The sequence below is a fragment of the Chitinophaga sp. XS-30 genome (assembly GCF_008086345.1).
In the GTDB taxonomy this organism is placed as follows: Bacteria; Bacteroidota; Bacteroidia; order Chitinophagales; family Chitinophagaceae; genus Chitinophaga.
Map to the genome: position 1 here is coordinate 1,408,881 of NZ_CP043006.1, position 17,947 is coordinate 1,426,827.

At 52.4% G+C, this 17,947-nt stretch carries 15 protein-coding genes and 1 pseudogene; all 16 read left to right on the forward strand.

Annotated elements, in window-relative coordinates; genetic code table 11:
- The first annotated feature begins 52 nt into the window (after positions 1-52).
- The 16 genes and pseudogenes from FW415_RS05950 to FW415_RS06025 all read left to right on the forward strand — a co-directional run bounded on the left by FW415_RS05950 (position 53) and on the right by FW415_RS06025 (position 17,947).
- Positions 53-2,395, forward strand: coding sequence for a polysaccharide biosynthesis tyrosine autokinase (locus tag FW415_RS05950; RefSeq protein WP_148383363.1), 2,343 nt, complete (start codon positions 53-55; stop codon positions 2,393-2,395).
- A gap of 151 nt (positions 2,396-2,546) precedes the next feature.
- Positions 2,547-3,056 carry a UpxY family transcription antiterminator gene (locus FW415_RS05955; RefSeq protein WP_148383364.1) on the forward strand — a complete coding sequence of 170 codons (510 nt, stop codon included), beginning with the start codon at positions 2,547-2,549 and terminating at the stop codon, positions 3,054-3,056.
- A gap of 18 nt (positions 3,057-3,074) precedes the next feature.
- Positions 3,075-4,091 (forward strand): mannose-1-phosphate guanylyltransferase, encoded by a 1,017-nt coding sequence (locus tag FW415_RS05960; protein WP_148383365.1) that lies wholly within the window; start codon positions 3,075-3,077, stop codon positions 4,089-4,091.
- A gap of 10 nt (positions 4,092-4,101) precedes the next feature.
- A complete protein-coding gene (locus tag FW415_RS05965) occupies positions 4,102-5,055 on the forward strand; it encodes a GDP-L-fucose synthase (RefSeq protein ID WP_148383366.1) in 954 nt (317 codons plus the stop codon).
- A 172-nt stretch (positions 5,056-5,227) separates the two neighbouring features.
- Complete coding sequence (locus FW415_RS05970; protein ID WP_148383367.1) at positions 5,228-6,562, forward strand: UDP-glucose/GDP-mannose dehydrogenase family protein; 1,335 nt, start codon at positions 5,228-5,230, stop codon at positions 6,560-6,562.
- A complete protein-coding gene (gmd, locus tag FW415_RS05975; protein ID WP_148383368.1) occupies positions 6,559-7,656 on the forward strand; it encodes a GDP-mannose 4,6-dehydratase in 1,098 nt (365 codons plus the stop codon). The genes FW415_RS05970 and gmd overlap by 4 nt, the downstream gene beginning before the upstream one ends.
- Positions 7,657-7,720: 64 nt before the next feature.
- Complete coding sequence (locus FW415_RS05980) at positions 7,721-9,211, forward strand: hypothetical protein (protein WP_148383369.1); 1,491 nt, start codon at positions 7,721-7,723, stop codon at positions 9,209-9,211.
- A gap of 18 nt (positions 9,212-9,229) precedes the next feature.
- Complete coding sequence (locus tag FW415_RS05985; RefSeq protein ID WP_148383370.1) at positions 9,230-10,228, forward strand: nitroreductase family protein; 999 nt, start codon at positions 9,230-9,232, stop codon at positions 10,226-10,228.
- On the forward strand, positions 10,225-11,469 hold the full coding sequence (locus FW415_RS05990) for a polysaccharide pyruvyl transferase family protein (RefSeq protein WP_148383371.1): 1,245 nt from the start codon (positions 10,225-10,227) through the stop codon (positions 11,467-11,469). The genes FW415_RS05985 and FW415_RS05990 overlap by 4 nt, the downstream gene beginning before the upstream one ends.
- Positions 11,466-12,620, forward strand: coding sequence for a glycosyltransferase (locus FW415_RS05995; protein WP_148383372.1), 1,155 nt, complete (start codon positions 11,466-11,468; stop codon positions 12,618-12,620). Before FW415_RS05990 ends, FW415_RS05995 begins: the two co-directional genes overlap by 4 nt.
- On the forward strand, positions 12,613-13,857 hold the full coding sequence (locus FW415_RS06000) for a hypothetical protein (protein ID WP_148383373.1): 1,245 nt from the start codon (positions 12,613-12,615) through the stop codon (positions 13,855-13,857). The genes FW415_RS05995 and FW415_RS06000 overlap by 8 nt, the downstream gene beginning before the upstream one ends.
- A 461-nt stretch (positions 13,858-14,318) precedes the next feature.
- Positions 14,319-14,459, forward strand: a pseudogene (locus FW415_RS25710) (DapH/DapD/GlmU-related protein); the annotation flags it as partial.
- A 25-nt stretch (positions 14,460-14,484) separates the two neighbouring features.
- Positions 14,485-15,270 (forward strand): glycosyltransferase family 2 protein, encoded by a 786-nt coding sequence (locus FW415_RS06010; protein ID WP_168208685.1) that lies wholly within the window; start codon positions 14,485-14,487, stop codon positions 15,268-15,270.
- A gap of 3 nt (positions 15,271-15,273) precedes the next feature.
- On the forward strand, positions 15,274-16,440 hold the full coding sequence (locus FW415_RS06015) for an XrtY-associated glycosyltransferase XYAG1 (RefSeq protein WP_148383376.1): 1,167 nt from the start codon (positions 15,274-15,276) through the stop codon (positions 16,438-16,440).
- On the forward strand, positions 16,437-17,345 hold the full coding sequence (locus FW415_RS06020) for a glycosyltransferase family 2 protein (RefSeq protein ID WP_148383377.1): 909 nt from the start codon (positions 16,437-16,439) through the stop codon (positions 17,343-17,345). The genes FW415_RS06015 and FW415_RS06020 overlap by 4 nt, the downstream gene beginning before the upstream one ends.
- Complete coding sequence (locus tag FW415_RS06025) at positions 17,342-17,947, forward strand: WcaF family extracellular polysaccharide biosynthesis acetyltransferase (RefSeq protein WP_246858945.1); 606 nt, start codon at positions 17,342-17,344, stop codon at positions 17,945-17,947. The genes FW415_RS06020 and FW415_RS06025 overlap by 4 nt, the downstream gene beginning before the upstream one ends.

The window sequence follows — 17,947 nt, forward strand, 5'->3', positions numbered from 1 at the left end:
GCGCACATGCTGTGTGCGGACAGGGATAACCATATTCAGAAGGGACCATTTTATGCAGCAGACAAATTCACATAAGCGAGTACAACCCCAGGAGCAGGTAGATCTGCTTGCCCTGATCCGGTACAGGTACCTGGCATACTGGCCTTTGTTCCTGCTGGCGATTGCCGTAGCGCTTGGAGGTGCTTACGTTTATCTCCGTTATGCAACGCCTGTATATAAAATATCAGCTTCGCTGCTGGTAAAAGATGAATCGAAAGACCTGAGCGAATCCAATATCATGACCTCGCTGGACCTCTTCGGTTCCAAAAAGAATATCGAGAACGAGATACAGATACTGACCTCCCGCACGCTGGCGCGCGATGTGGTGCGCAACCTGCACCTGTATGGCGAGATATTCCAGCAGGGGAACATCCGTGATATTGTGGCATACAAGGATGCGCCGGTGCAGATCAGGTTCCTGGAGCCCTGGAACATCAAGAACGGCGCTCCGGAAACCGTGCCGCTGGAGTATGATTCCGCGCACAGGAGGGTGCTGCTGGACAGTAAGGCGTACCCGCTTTTTGACACCGTATCAACACGCTGGGGCAAGTTGGTGATCACGCCCAGGGCTGGCGTGGAAGTGCCGGAGAAATCCTGCTACCTGCGGGTGGCCAACGAAAAACAAACCATGTCCGCCGTTCTGAGCCGCCTCAAAGTGACGCCCATATCCAAGCTGGCGACCGTCATCAAACTTGAATACAGTGATGTGGTGCCTGCCCGTGGGGAAGATGTACTGAACAATCTGATCAGCGAATACAACAAGGCCGCTGTAGCGGATAAGAACAGGCTGGCCGCCAGTACCATGGCTTTCGTGGAAGAGCGGTTGCGCATTGTTACGGGCGAACTGAGTGAAGTGGAGAAAGAAGTGGAACGCTTCAAAACCGGTGCCGGCATTGTGGACATGGGGGAGCAGAGCAAGCTTTTTCTGACGAGCGTGCAGGAGAATGATACCAGGATCGGTGAAGCCAATATGCAGCTTTCCGTGCTGGATGAAGTGGAAAGATATGTCAGCGGAAAGACGGAAGGCGTAAATGTAGTGCCTGCCACCATTGGCATTTCCGATCCCGTTTTGCTGGAACTGGTGGGTAAACTCTATGAAACGGAGCTGGAGCGGGAAAGAATGGCGAAGACCACCGCAGAGAACAGCCCCATTATGCAAAGCCTGAAAAAGCAGGCCGAAATGCTGAAACCCGGGATCATGGAAAATATCAGCAGTCAGCGTGCCAACATCCTGGCCAGCCGCGAAAGGCTGGAAGCGGCGAACGACCGTTTCATGGGCATGCTGCGCACTGTTCCCGGAAAGGAAAGAGCATTGCTGGAAGTAAGCCGTCAACAGGCCATAAAGAATAACATTTATACTTTCCTGCTGCAGAAAAGAGAGGAAACCGCATTGGCATACGCTGCGGCTATTTCAGACAGCCGGATCGTTGATGCCGCAGAGTCCGCTTCCGGACCCTTCAGCCCCAGGCGCTCCATGATCATGGGCGTGGCTGCTCTGGCAGGAATAGTGGCGGTTGCCGGTTTCATCACCCTGAAAGATATGCTGAACCGCGAGATTACATCCCGTGCGGATATTGAAAAAGTCACATCCGCCCCGATCGTTGCGGAGATATTGTTTGACGAAAGCAAAGAGCCGGTAGTGATTGCAGATGGCAGACGCAGTCTTGTTGCAGAGCAGTTCCGTTCCCTCAGAACATCGCTCTCCTACATCGGGTTGAATGGAGATAACAAAACCCTGCTGGTCACTTCTTCCATTTCGGGGGAAGGGAAGAGTTTCGTATCCCTCAACCTGGCTACCAGTCTCTCTTTGCTGCGCAAGAAAGTGGTGCTGCTGGAATTTGATCTGCGCAAACCGATGCTCAGCAATATGCTGGGGGTGCAGCGGGACCCTGGCATCACCAATTACCTCGTGGGTAAATCCTCCCTGTCTGACGTGATCCGTCCCGTGCCGGGGAACGAATTCCTGTTCCTCCTGCCGGCTGGCGTTATTCCGCCGAACCCTACGGAGCTGATCCTCAACGGCAGGATGGAGGAAATGGTCCGCCACCTGAGAAATATGTTCGATTATGTGATCATTGATACCGCACCGGTAGGGCTGGTAACTGATGCCCGCCTGCTGGCGCCCCTCACAGATGCCTGTCTGTACGTAATGCGCCACCAGGTAACGCCGCGGCTTTACCTGAAGCTGATAGACGAATTGTACCGCAACGGTGAAGTGGGCAAGCTCAACCTGGTGTATAATGGCGTGAAGCCGCGCGGTGTGGCCGGTTACGGCTATGGGCACGGATACGGATATGTGGATGAGCCGAAGAACGGCAAATCGAAAAAGTTGATACGGAACATCTTTAATATTTGAAGAGAATATAACCATGTATGCTATTGAAAAACTCGTCATGTGACTGAGAGAGCGAAGCTGTGCTATAACCCGGCAAGCTTCGCCGCCCGCCTTTTATTATTCCACGTTATGAAAAACGAACCAGCTATCGTTAACCATAAAATTGAAACTTATGCAACAGGAAGTGCATGCTTGGTATGCCGTTTATACCAAAGCAAGATGGGAAAAGAAAGTGGCTGATCTGCTGGCCCGCAAGCAGCTGGAAAGCTATTGTCCGCTTAACCATGTGGAGCGGCAATGGAGCGACCGCCGCAAGTTGGTGCAGGAGCCGCTGTTCAAGTCCTATGTATTTGTGCGTATCCCTGAGAGCAGGAAAAATGTGGTGCGCGAAACAGAGGGCATCATCAATTTTGTTTACTGGCTTGGGAAACCGGCAGTGATCCAGGATGATGAGATCGATCTGATCAAACGTTTTCTGCGTGAATACAAAAGCGCCACGCTGGAACAATTCCCCATCCGGCAGAATGACCTTGTGGAGATCACGGCCGGGCCGCTCATGCATCAGCGTGGAAGGATCGTGGAAGTGGGAAGGAACAAGGTGAAAGCAGTGCTTGACAGCCTGGGATTTGCCATGATAGCCACCGTGCGTAACAACGAAGTGGCCGTATTGGACTATGCATAACTAAACCCGACATACCAAATGCAGCATATTATTCTATGCGGTGGCTCCGGCACCCGCCTGTGGCCGCTATCTAACCGGCACACGCCCAAGCAGCTCCTGCCCTTGTTCGAAGGCCGCAGTTTACTGCAACTGACATACCTGCGCAACAACGCTGCCTGTTCCGGCGTGCTGGCGATTGCCAATGAGCAGCAGGTGGAGGTGATCTCCTCCCAGTTGCTGGATGCCGGCGCAACCGTGCGCTGCATTGCAGAGCCGGTTGGCCGCAACACCGCCGCCGCTATTGCACTGGCTGCATTCATGGCCGATCCTGAAGAGATATTGCTCATCACACCTTCAGATCACCTTATTGGCACACCCGATGTATATGCTGCCACCATTGCAGCCGCCAGGCAACTTGCGGAAGAAGGGAACCTGGTGACCATCGGCCTGCGGCCGGCATATCCCGAGACGGGGTATGGCTACATCCACCACGACGGCAACGATGTGATCCGTTTCGTGGAAAAACCGGATGCCGTCAATGCTGTACGCATGATGGAGAGCGGAGACTACCTCTGGAACAGCGGCATCTTTTGCAGCAAGGCTTCCGTAATGCTGGATGAACTGGAACGTTTCGCTCCGAAGATCTATGCCGCCGGCAAACATGCAGCGGAAGAGCTGATACGCACCGGCAGCATTTCCCTGTCTGCCATGGAAGCCATTCCGTCGGACAGTATTGATTATGCTGTTATGGAAAAGAGCCTTCGGGTGAAAGTGGTGCCCAGCACCATGCAATGGAGCGATGTAGGCAGCTATGAAGCCCTCACGGAAGCGCTGATGGTACATTACCAGTACAGCAATCAGCAGGCCGTGTTCATCGAAAGCGATCCGCGCAACAGCATGGTCATTGGAAAAGAGAAACTGGTCGCGCTTGTGGGTGTGGACAATATGGTGGTGGTAGACACGCCCGGCGCATTGCTCATCATGCAAAAGGGGAAAGGACAGGAGATCAAACAATTGCATAACTGGGTAAAAGAGAACCGCCCGGAATTACTCTAAAAGCATAACAATGGAACTGAAATCCAGGATATACATAGCAGGGCACCGCGGAATGGTCGGCGGCGCCATCAAAAGAAAGCTGGAGACCATGGGCTACCAGCATATCATCACCCGTACATCCGGTGAGCTTGATCTGCGTGATCAGCAAAGCGTGCAAGCCTTTTTTGCGGAAGAAAAGCCGGAGTATGTTTTTCTGGCGGCGGCCAAAGTGGGCGGCATTCATGCCAACAATACCTACCGTGCGGAATTTCTCTACGATAACCTGATGATAGCGTCCAACATCATTCATGCCGCATGGCAGCAGCAGGCAAAGAAGCTGATGTTCCTCGGCAGTTCCTGCATTTACCCGAAACTGGCGCCGCAGCCCTTAAAGGAAGAATACCTGCTCTCCGGTCCGCTCGAAGCCACAAACGAACCATACGCCATCGCGAAGATCGCTGGCATCAAACTCTGTGAGGCTTACCGCGACCAGTACGGCTGCAATTTTATCAGCGTCATGCCTACCAACCTTTACGGTATCGGGGATAACTATCATCCTGAAAATTCACATGTACTGCCTGCGCTCATCCGGAAGTTCCATGAAGCAAAGCAGGAGAACAAACCGGCAGTGACTGTTTGGGGAACGGGAACGCCTAAACGCGAATTTCTTTATGCCGATGATCTCGCGGATGCATGCACCTACCTCATGCTGAACTATGATGGACGGGAACTGGTGAATATCGGGTCCGGTGAGGATCTCAGCATCCGTGAACTGGCGGAAACGGTGAAAGAAGTGGTTTGCTATGAAGGTGATATCGTTTTTGATACCGCCAAGCCGGATGGCACGCCGCGCAAGCTGATGGACGTTTCCCGGCTGCATGCGCTGGGCTGGAAGCACCGTACTGATCTGAAAAAGGGGATAGCGCTGGCTTACGGGGATTTTTTGAAAGAACAATACCATCACATGAATGCTATGCATCATTAGATATACCGGGGTATTGAACAGGCGTCCCTGCTTATATAGAAAATCAACAGAGGCTGCCCTGTAAAGTAAAATATGAACAGATGAAATAGCATTCCATCTGCCCATGAAAGGATCAAATATTCATAGATGAAATAACATTCCATCTGACCCGTGAAAAATCAAATATGAACAGATGAAAGTAGTCGTTATAGGAACAGGATATGTGGGATTGGTGACCGGGGCATGCCTGGCGGAAGTAGGCACCACGGTTGTTTGTGTGGATGTGGATCATCAGAAGATCGATAATCTGCGCAAGGGCATTCTGCCGATTTATGAGCCCGGTCTGGAGGAAGTGGTGACCCGCAATGGTCAGAACGGCCGCCTGTCTTTCAGCACCGATCTGCAGGATGTGATCGGCGGGGCGGACCTGGCATTCATCGCCGTTGGCACACCTCCGGGGGAGGATGGCAGCGCGGACCTGCAATACGTGCTGCAGGTAGCGCGGGAGATCGGCACCTATATGACGGATTACCTGGTCGTGGTTACAAAGAGCACCGTACCGGTGGGAACGGCGGTAAAGGTCAACCGCGCCATAAAAGAAGCCATGATGAAAAGAGGCGAGCTGATCGATTACGATGTTGCCTCCAACCCCGAGTTCCTGAAGGAAGGCGCTGCCGTGGCGGATTTTATGAAGCCGGACAGGATCGTTGTGGGCGTGAATACGGAACGCGCGCAGAAAGTGCTGGACCAGTTGTACTATCCTTTCCTGCTGAACGGGCATCCGATCATTTTCATGGATATCGCTTCCGCGGAAATGACGAAATACGCGGCCAATGCCATGCTCGCCACAAAGATCTCTTTCATGAACGATATCGCCGGGCTTTGCGAACTGGTGGGCGCTGATGTGAACAAAGTTCGCAAAGGCATCGGCAGTGATCCGCGCATCGGTCACCGGTTCATTTACCCGGGTATCGGCTATGGCGGTTCCTGCTTCCCGAAGGATGTCAAGGCGCTGGCAAGAACGGGTCTCGAATACGGCCGCCGCCTGCGCATACTGGAAGCTGTGGAAGCGGTGAACGATGATCAGAAAAAAACGATGTTCAGCAAAATAGACCGGCATTTTGAAGGCGACCTGCGCGGGAAAACATTCGCGATCTGGGGCCTTTCCTTCAAACCGAATACGGACGATATGCGGGAAGCACCATCACTCGTGCTGATCGATGCATTGCTGGAGGCGGGCGCAACGGTGCGGGTCTTCGATCCCGTGGCCATGCATGAAGCCCGGAAGGTGCTGGAGGACAAAGTTGCCTGGTGCACAGACCTCTATGATGCCGCTGCAGGTGCGGATGCCATAGTACTGGTAACGGAATGGAACGAGTTCCGCCTGCCGGACTGGCAACGCATCAGGGCGAGGGTGGTATTTGACGGCAGGAACATCTACGACGATGTGATGCTGCAGAAAAGCGGATTTACCTATTACGGTATCGGAACAACACAACATACACTTACTAAAATCATGACCACATGAAAGTTGCTTTAATTACTGGTGTTAACGGGCAGGATGGCGCCTATCTGGCAGAGTTGCTGCTGGAAAAAGGATATATGGTGCATGGCGTAAAACGCCGCGCCTCCCTGATCAACACGGAAAGGATCGATCACCTGTACCAGGACCCCCACAGCGCTGATGTACGCTTCAAGCTGCATTACGGCGATATGACGGACAGCACCAATCTCATCCGCATCATCCAGGAAACCCAACCTGACGAGATCTACAACCTCGCCGCCATGAGCCATGTGCGCGTGAGTTTTGATACACCGGAATACACCGCCAATGCAGACGGCATCGGCACACTGCGCATCCTCGAAGCCCTGCGCATCCTGAAAATGGAGAAAAAAACAAGGGTGTACCAGGCCAGCACCTCCGAACTGTACGGTCTTGTGCAGGAAGTGCCGCAAAAGGAAACTACACCCTTCTATCCCCGCTCTCCATATGCTGTGGCAAAGCTTTACGCCTACTGGATCACGGTGAACTACAGGGAAGCATACGGGATGTACGCCTGCAACGGTATACTGTTCAACCACGAAAGCCCGCTCCGCGGTGAAACATTTGTAACGAGGAAGATCACCCGCGCAGCTGCTGCCATCGTGTTGGGGCTGCAGGACAAATTATATCTCGGCAACCTGGATGCCCGCCGTGACTGGGGGCATGCCAAAGATTATGTAGAAGCTATGTGGCGCATCCTGCAGCAGGATGAACCGGAGGATTATGTGATCGCCACCGGCATCACTACCCCGGTACGTGATTTTGTAAGAATGGCATTTGATGAGCTGGGCATTGAGCTGGAATTTATGGGTGAGGGCGTAAACGAAGTTGCTGTGGTGAGCGCCTGCCGGAACAAGGACTATCTGCTGCCCATCGGCAAAGAGGTGGTAGCCGTAGACGCGAAGTATTTCCGGCCTACGGAAGTGGACCTGCTGATCGGGGACCCTACCAAATCCAAAACAAAACTGGGCTGGGAGCCGGTGTACGATCTTCCGGCGCTGGTAAAGGAAATGGTGGCGATGGACGTGGAGCTTTTCCGGAAGAAAGACGTTGCACAGTTTGAGCATTTGATGGGATAAGGAGAAATATAAAATGCAGGCAGCAAACAGAGTTGTATTAAATACGGGGTTCCTATACGGGAAGATGGTGGTCTCCATGTTCATCGCGTTGTATGCAACACGCCTGGTGTTGAATGCGCTCGGTGCGGAGGACTACGGGATATTCAACCTGGCGGCGGGCCTTGTCGCTTTACTTTCTTTCCTGAACGGCGCCATGACGCTGGCTACGCAACGGTATATGTCCTTTTCCCTAGGCGCGGGTGATCGCGCACAGCTGCGGAAGGTCTTCAATTCCGGCATACTGCTCCACCTCATTATCGGTATAGCGGTAGTGCTGTTGCTCGAAGGCGTGGGCATGTACCTCTTCTCGAATGTATTGCGTATTCCGCCGGAGCGGCTGTTTGCGGCCAAAAGCATTTTCCATTTCATGGTGGTCACCGCGTTCTTTACGATCGCTTCGGTGCCTTACGACGCTATTATCAATACGAATGAAAATATGTTGTTTGTGGCTGTGCTGGGTATCATTGAGTCGGTCGCGAAACTGAGTCTTGCCATCTACCTTCCTTACGCTTTCAGCGACCGGCTCATTTTCTACGGCGCAGCGCTCGCCATATTGTCCGTGCTGCTGCTGATCGGGAAAAGGATCTATTGCACCAGGAAGTATGCGGAGAGCAGGGTACGGAAGCAGGAGCTGGACAAAGGACTGATAAAAGAGATGTTCGCATACGCCGGCTGGTCCGCCATCGGTGCGTCCGGTGTGATCGCCAAAAGCCAGGGTGTAGCCGTTATACTGAACGTTTTCTTCGGGGCAGTGATCAATGCAGCATTTGGTATCGCCAACCAGATCAATGCACAACTAACATACTTCTCGGTGACCATGCTGCAATCACTGAACCCGCAGATCGTCAAGAGCGAAGGAAGCGGCAACCGGAAGCGCATGATACAACTGGCCATGATGGCCTGCAAGTTTTCTTTTTTTCTGCTGGCATTCTTCGCCATTCCGGCCATTATTGAAATGCCCTTTGTGCTGAGAATGTGGTTGCAGAACATTCCGGAACACACGGTGATGTTCTGCCGCCTGATCATTACCGCCTCTCTGATCAATCAGCTGTCTTCCGGTTTGCAGATCGCGGTACATGCCGTAGGCAGGATCAGAAAATACCAGATCATCATCAGTGTACTGTTGCTGCTGAACCTGCCCGGCGCATGGCTGCTTTTGCATATGGGGCTGCCGCCATTTACCGTGATGCTGTTCGCCATATTCGTAGAGATCATTTCCTGCGGCTTCAGAGCCATAGCCGCCCGGCGGCTGACAGGGCTGAAAGTGAGCGAATATCTTTTTAAAGTGATATGGCAGGCACTGGTACCGGTAACCTTAGCGGTGGGCATTGCCGTAATACCCTCCCTGCTGATGGAAGAAGGATTTTTAAGACTGCTGATCACCGGTTTGATCAGTTCCCTCTCTTTCTTTATCAGCATCAGATACCTGGGGCTGACGGCCTATGAGCAGGAGAAACTGGAAGAGATGCTGGAGAAGCTGATCACAAAAGTAAGTACGAGACTAAAACCTGTTTAAAACTGAAACTTTCCTGCTATGTCAGTGAGAAACCTGGTGGGCCGGATGATTCCCGGTGATCTGAAATATTACATGTATTCGCTCAACTATTATTGGGAGGATATCAGGCGCTACAAGAAGTATTCCAACGGGTACCTGTCGCCAAACAAGGAAAAGATATTGCTGGGCAAGATCATTGTGACCTATCATATCATTGAAAAGGGACTGACCATGCCGGATATGCGCCCGGGCTTCGGAAAAGATGCCCTGCACACGCTCATCGGCCTTTGCCATACTTATATCGGCAAACAATGCAATCAGCAGGACGATCACTTTACGCATGCCGTGAAGTTGCTCAATGAATATGTGCGCGTACACAAAGCATTGCAGTTTTCCCTCGATCCGCTGTTGCTGGAAAAGATCAAAGCGCTCAGTGAGCGGACGAAGGTCATGGACACCTGTTCGCAACTGGGTTGTGACAATGATGAATATTTCAGGCATGCGGACAGCCCCTTCCGGGATTTTGCGTTCTCCCGCCACAGCATCCGCAATTTCATCAATAAACCGGTGGACCGGGAGCTGATCCTGAAAGCCGTGGAGATCGCGCAGAAAAGCCCCTCTTCCTGCAACCGCCAGCCCAACCGCGTGTACATCCTGGAGAACAGGGAAAATATTCAATGGCTGTTGGAAAGCCAGAAGGGCAACCGGGGTTTCGGGCAGATGATCGACAAGGTAATTGTACTGACCGCGGAAGTGGGCGTGTTCAATGGGTTTACGGAAAGGAACGAGGCATTCCTCAATTCCGGCATGTATGCCATGAGCCTGTTGTACGGCCTGCATTACTACAGGATAGGTGCGGTATCGCTGGCATATGTGCGCGTATCCAGGGAGGATGATAAAAAGCTCCGCGCGCTCTGCGGTATCCCTGATTCGGAAGTAGTGTCCATGCTCATTGGCTGCGGCCATGTTCCCGGCAAGCTTTCCATTGCAAGTTCACCGCGTTACAAGGTGGATAAAATCGTAAAAGTCGTATCATGAGAGAACACAAAAGAATAGGTATCCTTACTTACCGCTCCGTTTACAATTTCGGCGCCAACCTGCAGGCCATGTCCACCGCAGGATACCTGCGCAAACAAGGATATGATCCCATTTTCATCAACTGGATACCTTTTGACCTGGAGAAACAGTACCTGAATGCCGTGCCCGCGGAACAGGCGGAGGCCCATCATCTGGTGCAGGACCTGCATTTGCCCGCCACTCCTGTTTGCCGTACGGACCAGGATATTGCCGATGCCATTGAACGGTACAACATAAAGGGCGTTATCACCGGCAGCGATGCCGTAATGCAGCACCGGCCGGTGCCGCTGAAGCAACGCCTCTACCTGTCCCGCAACGTAAAGCCGCCCACGAGTGACAGGATGTTCCCGAACCCTTTCTGGGGCAGCTATTTCCCTTTGCTGAAAGAACCGGTCCCGCTGGCGATCCTGTCCGCCTCCTCCCAGAACGCACCTTACCGGTTGTTTGAAGAGGAAAAGAAAAGAGGCATGCGCACTCACCTGGATTATTTTTCCTACATCTCTGTGCGCGACAAATGGACGCAGGGCCTCGTGAAATATGTGACACGCGGCGCCATCATTCCGCCGGTCACACCTGATCCGGTATTTGCATTCAATCATAATGTGGATGAATCGCTTTACAGCAAACAGCTGCTGGAACGATTCCATCTCCCCGAAAAATACCTGCTCATCAGCTTTAAAAAGAAAAGCGTGCCGGATGAATGGATGCGCTCTTTCAGAAAGCTGGCGGAACAGGAAGGATATACGCTGGTGGGGCTTACCTACCCTGAGGGTTTCGCGGATTATGGTCTGGATATCAACATCCGCATTCCCCTGGACCCGCTGGAATGGTATTCCCTGATCAAGCACTCCGGCGGTTATATCGGCCACAACATGCACCCGATCATCGTATCGCTGCACAACGGCGTGCCTTTCTTCAGCTTTGACAATTACGGCATTGTGAAGTACCGCTTTTTTGTGAACAAGGATTCCAGCAAGATCTATCATATTCTGGACAAAGCGGGTTTCCTGGAAAACAGGTGTTCCGTACTGGGGTATGCTCCCGAGAAGGTAAGTCCCGCCCAGGTGCTGGACAGGATAGTGCGTTTCGACAGCCGGCGGTGCCTGGCCTTTGCCGCGGAGTATTATCATGAATACCAGGAGATGATGACAGGCATTGAATCCGCATTGGAACATCAACACAGTAACCTGCTGGTATCATGAATATCCTGTTCTTTACCACCATATCGCCCTTTCCGCAGAACGGCGGGGAAAAGATCCGGAGCAGTTATCTGCTGAAAGCGCTGGCGGAGCTGGGGCATCGTGTGTTTGCCATTATCCGTAATGAAGAGCAGGCGGACCTGGAGCAATACCGGATCAGCGGTGTGGAGTTCCTTACGCATCGGAAAGTGCCGCTGGGTGTAATGGACCGGATTACGGGAAAACATTACTTCCGGCAATCCGGGGAAGTACTGCGTTTATTCAAGACCGTTTGTACCAACTACGATATTGATGTAGCATTCCTGGATTACGGCTTCATTGGCCAGTACATGCAGTTCTTTTCGGATCGCGGCATTCCGGTGATCCTCGGCACACATAATGCTCAGGCCATGCATACGTTGCAGGTGCCGGCGCATAATTTTTTACAGAAGCTGCGCCGCTCCCAGCTGGTGGCGCTGGAGAAGATGCACGAGCGCCGGTATTTCAAACAGGCTGCAGCCGTACTGGTCGTAAGCGGGCATGACAGATCATACCACGAAGATTTCATTGAACCGGAAAAAGTATTTGTTGTGCCGAATTTCCTCGATGAAAGGGAATACAATATCCGGGAGCAGCGGGAACCAGACCTCCTGGTGATGACCGCTAACTTCGGCATGTTCATGAATAACCAGGGCTTGAAGTGGTTCCTGGAGGAAGTATGGAACGACGATCTGGCCGCACGTTTCCGGCTCTGGCTCGTTGGCCGCCAGTCCAAAGAAGCCCTGGCCCGGCTTGCCGGGAAAAGTAAATGGAAAAACGTTACCGCCATCGGCAGGGTAGCGGATATGAAACCTTACATCGCAAAAGCAGGCGCTGTGATCATTCCCCTGCTGCACGGCAGCGGCACCCGCCTGAAATGCCTGGAGGCCATGGCATTGCAGACACCGGTCATCGCCACTTCAAAAGGTGTGGAAGGGGTGGACAGCAGCCATTTTACCATAGCAGATACCGGAGAAGGATTTCGGAAAGCCTTGCTGGCCTTCCGTGGGAACGGGCGGACCGGCGCCGCGTTGCGGGAGGACTTTATGAAGGAATACAGTGCGGACGTAAACCGGCAACGGCTGGAACATATCCTGCAATTCGTTTATAACCGACAAAAGGCCATGCATGTATAAGAAGATAGGCGTAGTGTTATATGCACTGTTAAGCACCATTGATGTGAACGTGATCGGTCAGCTGCGGCTGAACGAAGTGGTGGTATTGCTGGCGGCGCCCTTTGTTTTCCGGCAAACGGACCTCCGGGAATACCCGTACCTGAAAAAGGCGCTGGCGGCATTGCTCATGCTGCTGGCCTTCCAGATCATTACGGATGTACTGGTGGTGCATGCTTCGCCGCAGAACTTTATGCGCGGATGGGCTGCCACCATTATTTCCATGTTATCCCTGGTATTCCTCTTCAAAACGCTGAACGACCAGTCCACGATCCTGCTGTTCATCGGCATGACCATTCTCCGCAATATCATTTATACGGATGATATCGTGGATTCGGACATGAGTTATTTCAAGTTCAAAATAGCCCCCATTCTCTCCTATACCGTGTACCTCATTATTTTCTGGCTGTACGCGCGGAATGAATTGAAACTGGTCATGACAGTGATGATCGCATACAGCCTTCTGTGTTTCGCTTCGGACACCCGTTCTACCGGTGTGATCTTCTTTCTCGCTGCGGTGATCATCTATTTCATGAACACGAAGGCGAGCATTTCAGGGCGGCGCATTGCAGCGTTCTCTATCGTTGCGGCCGTGCTCTTCCAGGTATGTTACATGTTTTATGTGAATGCGGTGATGAACAACGAGATCGGCGGGGAGCATTCCCGGGCGCAGCTCTCGCGGCTGGAGAACCCCTACAATCCCCTCGGCCTGCTGATGACCGGTCGTGCTGAAACTTTTGCAGCCGCCACCGCTATAGCCGATGCGCCGCTGTTTGGCCACGGGTCCTGGGCGATAGACAAGACACTGAAATATTATATGATCCTGCTTGCTTTTCATGAAGAGGAGATGAATGTGATCAAAGCGTATGAAAAGGACAGGCTGATACCCAGCCACTCGGTACTGATGGGGGCCTGGGTGAATGTGGGGCTGGGAGGGTTCATTGCTGTTGTATGCCTGTTCTGGTTCCTGATGAAAATGGGGTTCCATATTATACGGAACGGTCAGGAGCTGCAGCTGTACCCGGTGCTGGTATTGATGGTCATCGGCCTGATCTGGACGTTCCTCTTCTCGCCGATACAGCATTTGCGCTTCAATATACCGGCCATTGCCGCGATTGTGATGACAACGTATTACGAACTGGCGGGGGCTGCATCCCGGCAGGAGGAAGAAATAGAATTAGCTGAACTCAACCCGATATAACTATGATCACCGAACAATTATTCGAAGAAAAAAAGGACGCCGGAACAGGAAAGGTGAAGATGTACCGGGATAATCCCCTGTACTTTCTGAAGCGTTCGAACATTTCCCTGTACAAGAGCTTTTTGCTTTATCTCTACTACAGTGTGGCAATATGGCTCCCCGATCCGCCGCGGCCTATCGGCGGTCTTTGCCTGTCATTCAGGACCTGGCTGGCCTCAAAGTTATTCCTGAAAGCGGGGAAACACATCAAAGTAGGCAGGAACACCCGTTTCGGCAGCGGCAGGAATGTGGTGATAGGAGATTATACCGGACTCAATACCAACTGCTGGCTGGGTAACGATACTGTTATTGGCAGCGATGTGATGTTCGGTCCGGAAGTCACCATTCTCTCCGGCAGCCACCATTTTGAGCGGACGGACATTCCCATGCGGGAGCAAGGCGCTACGCCGCGCAAGCCGGTAGTGATCGGGGACGATGTGTGGATCGGCACCCGGGCCATCATCCTGCCTGGCATCAGGATCGGCTCGCATTCCATTATCGGCGCGGGCGCCGTGGTAACGAAGGATGTTCCCGAGTATGCCATCGTGGCCGGCAATCCCGCCGTCATCAAAAAATTCAGAAAGTAATATGAGCAGAACCATATCTGTTGTTATACCGGTATATAACGGGGAAGAATATATCAAAGATACGCTGGACAGTATTCAGCGGCAGACCTTCCGTGATTTTGAACTGATCGTAGTGGATGGTTTGTCTAAAGACCGCACGCTGGAAGTGGTGCGGTCACATGCGCAACGGCCGGACATCCTGATCTCCGAAAAAGACGAAGGGATGTATGATGCGCTGCGGAAAGGGCTGGACCTCGCCAGCGGGAAATATCTCTGCTATATCAATGCAGATGACAGGCTGTTGCCTTACACGCTGGAGAAAGTAGTGAAGAAGTTTGAAAGCGGGTGTTATGATATCGTATTCGGCGATGTGAACTACATTTCGGAGACCGGCGCCATCGCTTACACCTACAAGGGCGTAAACCTCGGCCATCAGGCCATCCGGAACCTGCGCCGCGTACCTTTCGCACAGCAAAGTTCCTTCTGGACGCGGGAGATATATCACCGCAAAGGCGGATTCGACAAGTCCCTCAAATATTCGGCAGACTCAAAGTTCCTGCTCTCCATCTGCCTAGACCCCTCCGTGAAAAAGGGTTACATCCCCTTCCCGCTGGGAGAGTACAGGATGCATGGCAATTCTTTTTCTGTATCTGTTACCGACCGGATGATCGCCGAGCATCAGCGGATGAAGAAAGAGCTGGACCTGGCGGAAAACAATGTTGCCCGGTATTTCTACGAGATGATCACCAAAGTGGTGAACGCCCGCGGCATCTATAAAAAACTGACTTATAAAGGCACGAAATTCTGACACATGAAGATCCTTTTTATCGTACCCTCATATAAACCCGCTTATATCTACGGCGGCCCGATCGTATCGGTGGCGCGGCTTGCGGAAAGCCTGGTGCAGATCGGCCATTCGGTGACGGTGTACACCACCACAGCCAACGGCAGAACGGAGCTGGACATGCCGCTGAAAGAACCCGTGATGATGGATGGCGTGCAGGTGAAATTCTTCAAAAGGATCACCAAAGACCATACGCATGTATCGCCTTCATTATGGAAGGCAACCTGGTCCACCGTAGACGAATATGATGCCGTGCATATCCATTCCTGGTGGAATTTCCTGATCATGGGAGCTTCGCTCATCTGTACCATGAAAGGCGTGAAGCCTGTACTGAGCCCCCGCGGCATGCTCTGCGAGTATATTTTCAACAGCAGGAACCAGTTGAAGAAAAAAGTGCTGCATAACGTGATCGGAAAATACCTGTTGTCAAAAACTTATCTGCACGTTACCTCCCAGGTGGAATGGAACGATTGCCTGCGGCTGAATGACAGCTGGCGTGGCGGGCTGATCCACAATATCGTTGACCTGCCCTATCTGCCCGATAAAAAGGAACAAAGTAAGGCAGATGGCATTTTTACGATCAGCTTTCTTTCGCGCATAGACCCGAAGAAAGGACTGGATATTTTGCTGCATGCCCTCTCTGGCGTGAATTTCAACTACCGGCTGCGCATCGCGGGATCGGGAGAAGAAGCTTATGTGCAGCAGATGAAAAAGATCATCAGCAACAATGGTATGGACGATAAAGTGGAGTGGGTTGGATGGAAAGGCAGCCAGGAGAAGTTCGCCTTCTTCGCGGAATCGGACCTTTTTGCGCTCACCTCGCATAATGAGAATTTCGCCGTGGTGGTGATAGAATCCCTCTCCGTAGGCACCCCTGTACTGGTCAGCGAACATGTGGGCCTGGCGAAGTATGTGCAGGACAAACGGCTGGGCTGGGTCACCGGCATCGGCAGCGTGGAAGAGGTCAGGATAAACCTGCAGCAGGCCTACCATTCCCGGGAAGACCGCCGCCGCATCCGCGAACAGGCGGTAGAGATCATCCGGCAGGATTTTGACGAGGTCAAACTGGCAACCGATTACGTGGACATGTACCGGAACGTTAACGACATCAGGATAAAAAGGAACCAAGCATGAAAATAGCCGTCGTCATCCTCACTTACAATGAATCAATGCATATCCGCCGCTGTCTGGAGAGCGTGCGGCAGATCACGGATGAGTTGTATGTGATCGATGCCTATTCAACAGACGATACGCTGGAAATAGCAGAATCATACGGCGCAAAGATCTTTCAGCGCAAATGGGTGAACCACGCCAACCAGTTCCAGTGGGCGCTGGACAACTGCGGCATCAGCACTCCCTGGGTCATGCGCATGGATGCGGACGAGTACCTGGAGCCGGCATTGGTAAAGGAGATCAAGGAGAGAATGGATAGCATTCCGGCATCGGTGACCGGCATCTACATCCGCAGAAAAGTGTTGTTCAAAGGAAAATGGATCCGTTACGGCGGCTTTTATCCCCACACCCTGCTGCGCATCTGGCGGAATGCCAAAGGCAGTATAGAACAGCGCTGGATGGATGAGCATATTGTGGTATCCGAAGGCGAAACGATCATGTTCCGCGAGCACATCGTTGACTATAACCTGAATTCCATCCACTGGTGGGTGAACAAACATAACAACTACGCCATCCGGGAAATGATAGACCTGCTGAACATCAAATACGGTTTCATGGAAGGCGATCAGCGGTTATTGCATAGCGGCGGCAGTTCACAGGCCCGCCGTAAACGTTTTCTGAAAGAAAAGGTATATGCCGGCATCCCGCCGGGAGCGAGGGCTTTCCTGTATTTCTGCTTCCGGTATTTTGTGCGGTTCGGCTTCATGGATGGTTACCGCGGGTTCATTTTTCATTTCATGCAGGGATACTGGTACCGTTTGCTGGTCGATGTGAACGTAAAGGAATTTGAACAGAAGATGGAAGGGGATGCCAGCAAGGAACGGCTCAAAGAAATATTGCGAACCGATTATAACATTGCGATTTGATACAGGAGATCACAACCATCCGTCAGGATACGGCGGCGGAGAAAACGCGGAGGGCAACAACGGACCTCTCCCGGTTCAGTGCCGGGGACTATGTTGCCGGACCGAAATGGAAAGTGCTGATATGGTATTTTATCAATTACTACATCATGAACAGCGCCTTCCCCTGGCCTTATGGCCTGAAAAGCCGGTTGCTGCGCCTTTTCGGGGCAAAGGTCGGCCGGGGGCTGGTGATAAAGGCAAAAGTGCGGATCAAGAATCCCTGGCGCCTCAGCATCGGGGACCATTGCTGGATAGGCGAAGAAGTATGGATCGATAACCTGGAGGATGTCACCATCGGCGATCATGTGTGCATATCCCAGGGTGCGCTGCTGCTCACGGGCAATCATGATTATACGCTGCCGGATTTTCCTTACCGACTGGGGAAGATCACACTGGAAGATGGCGTATGGATCGGCGCCAGGTCCGTGGTTTGCCCGGGTGTAACCTGCGGCTCGCATGCCATCCTTACCGTCAATTCAACTGCAACAAAGCACCTTGAAGCCTGGCGGATCTATGGAGGAAACCCTGCCGCATTCGTCAGGGAAAGGGTCATGAAAATATAA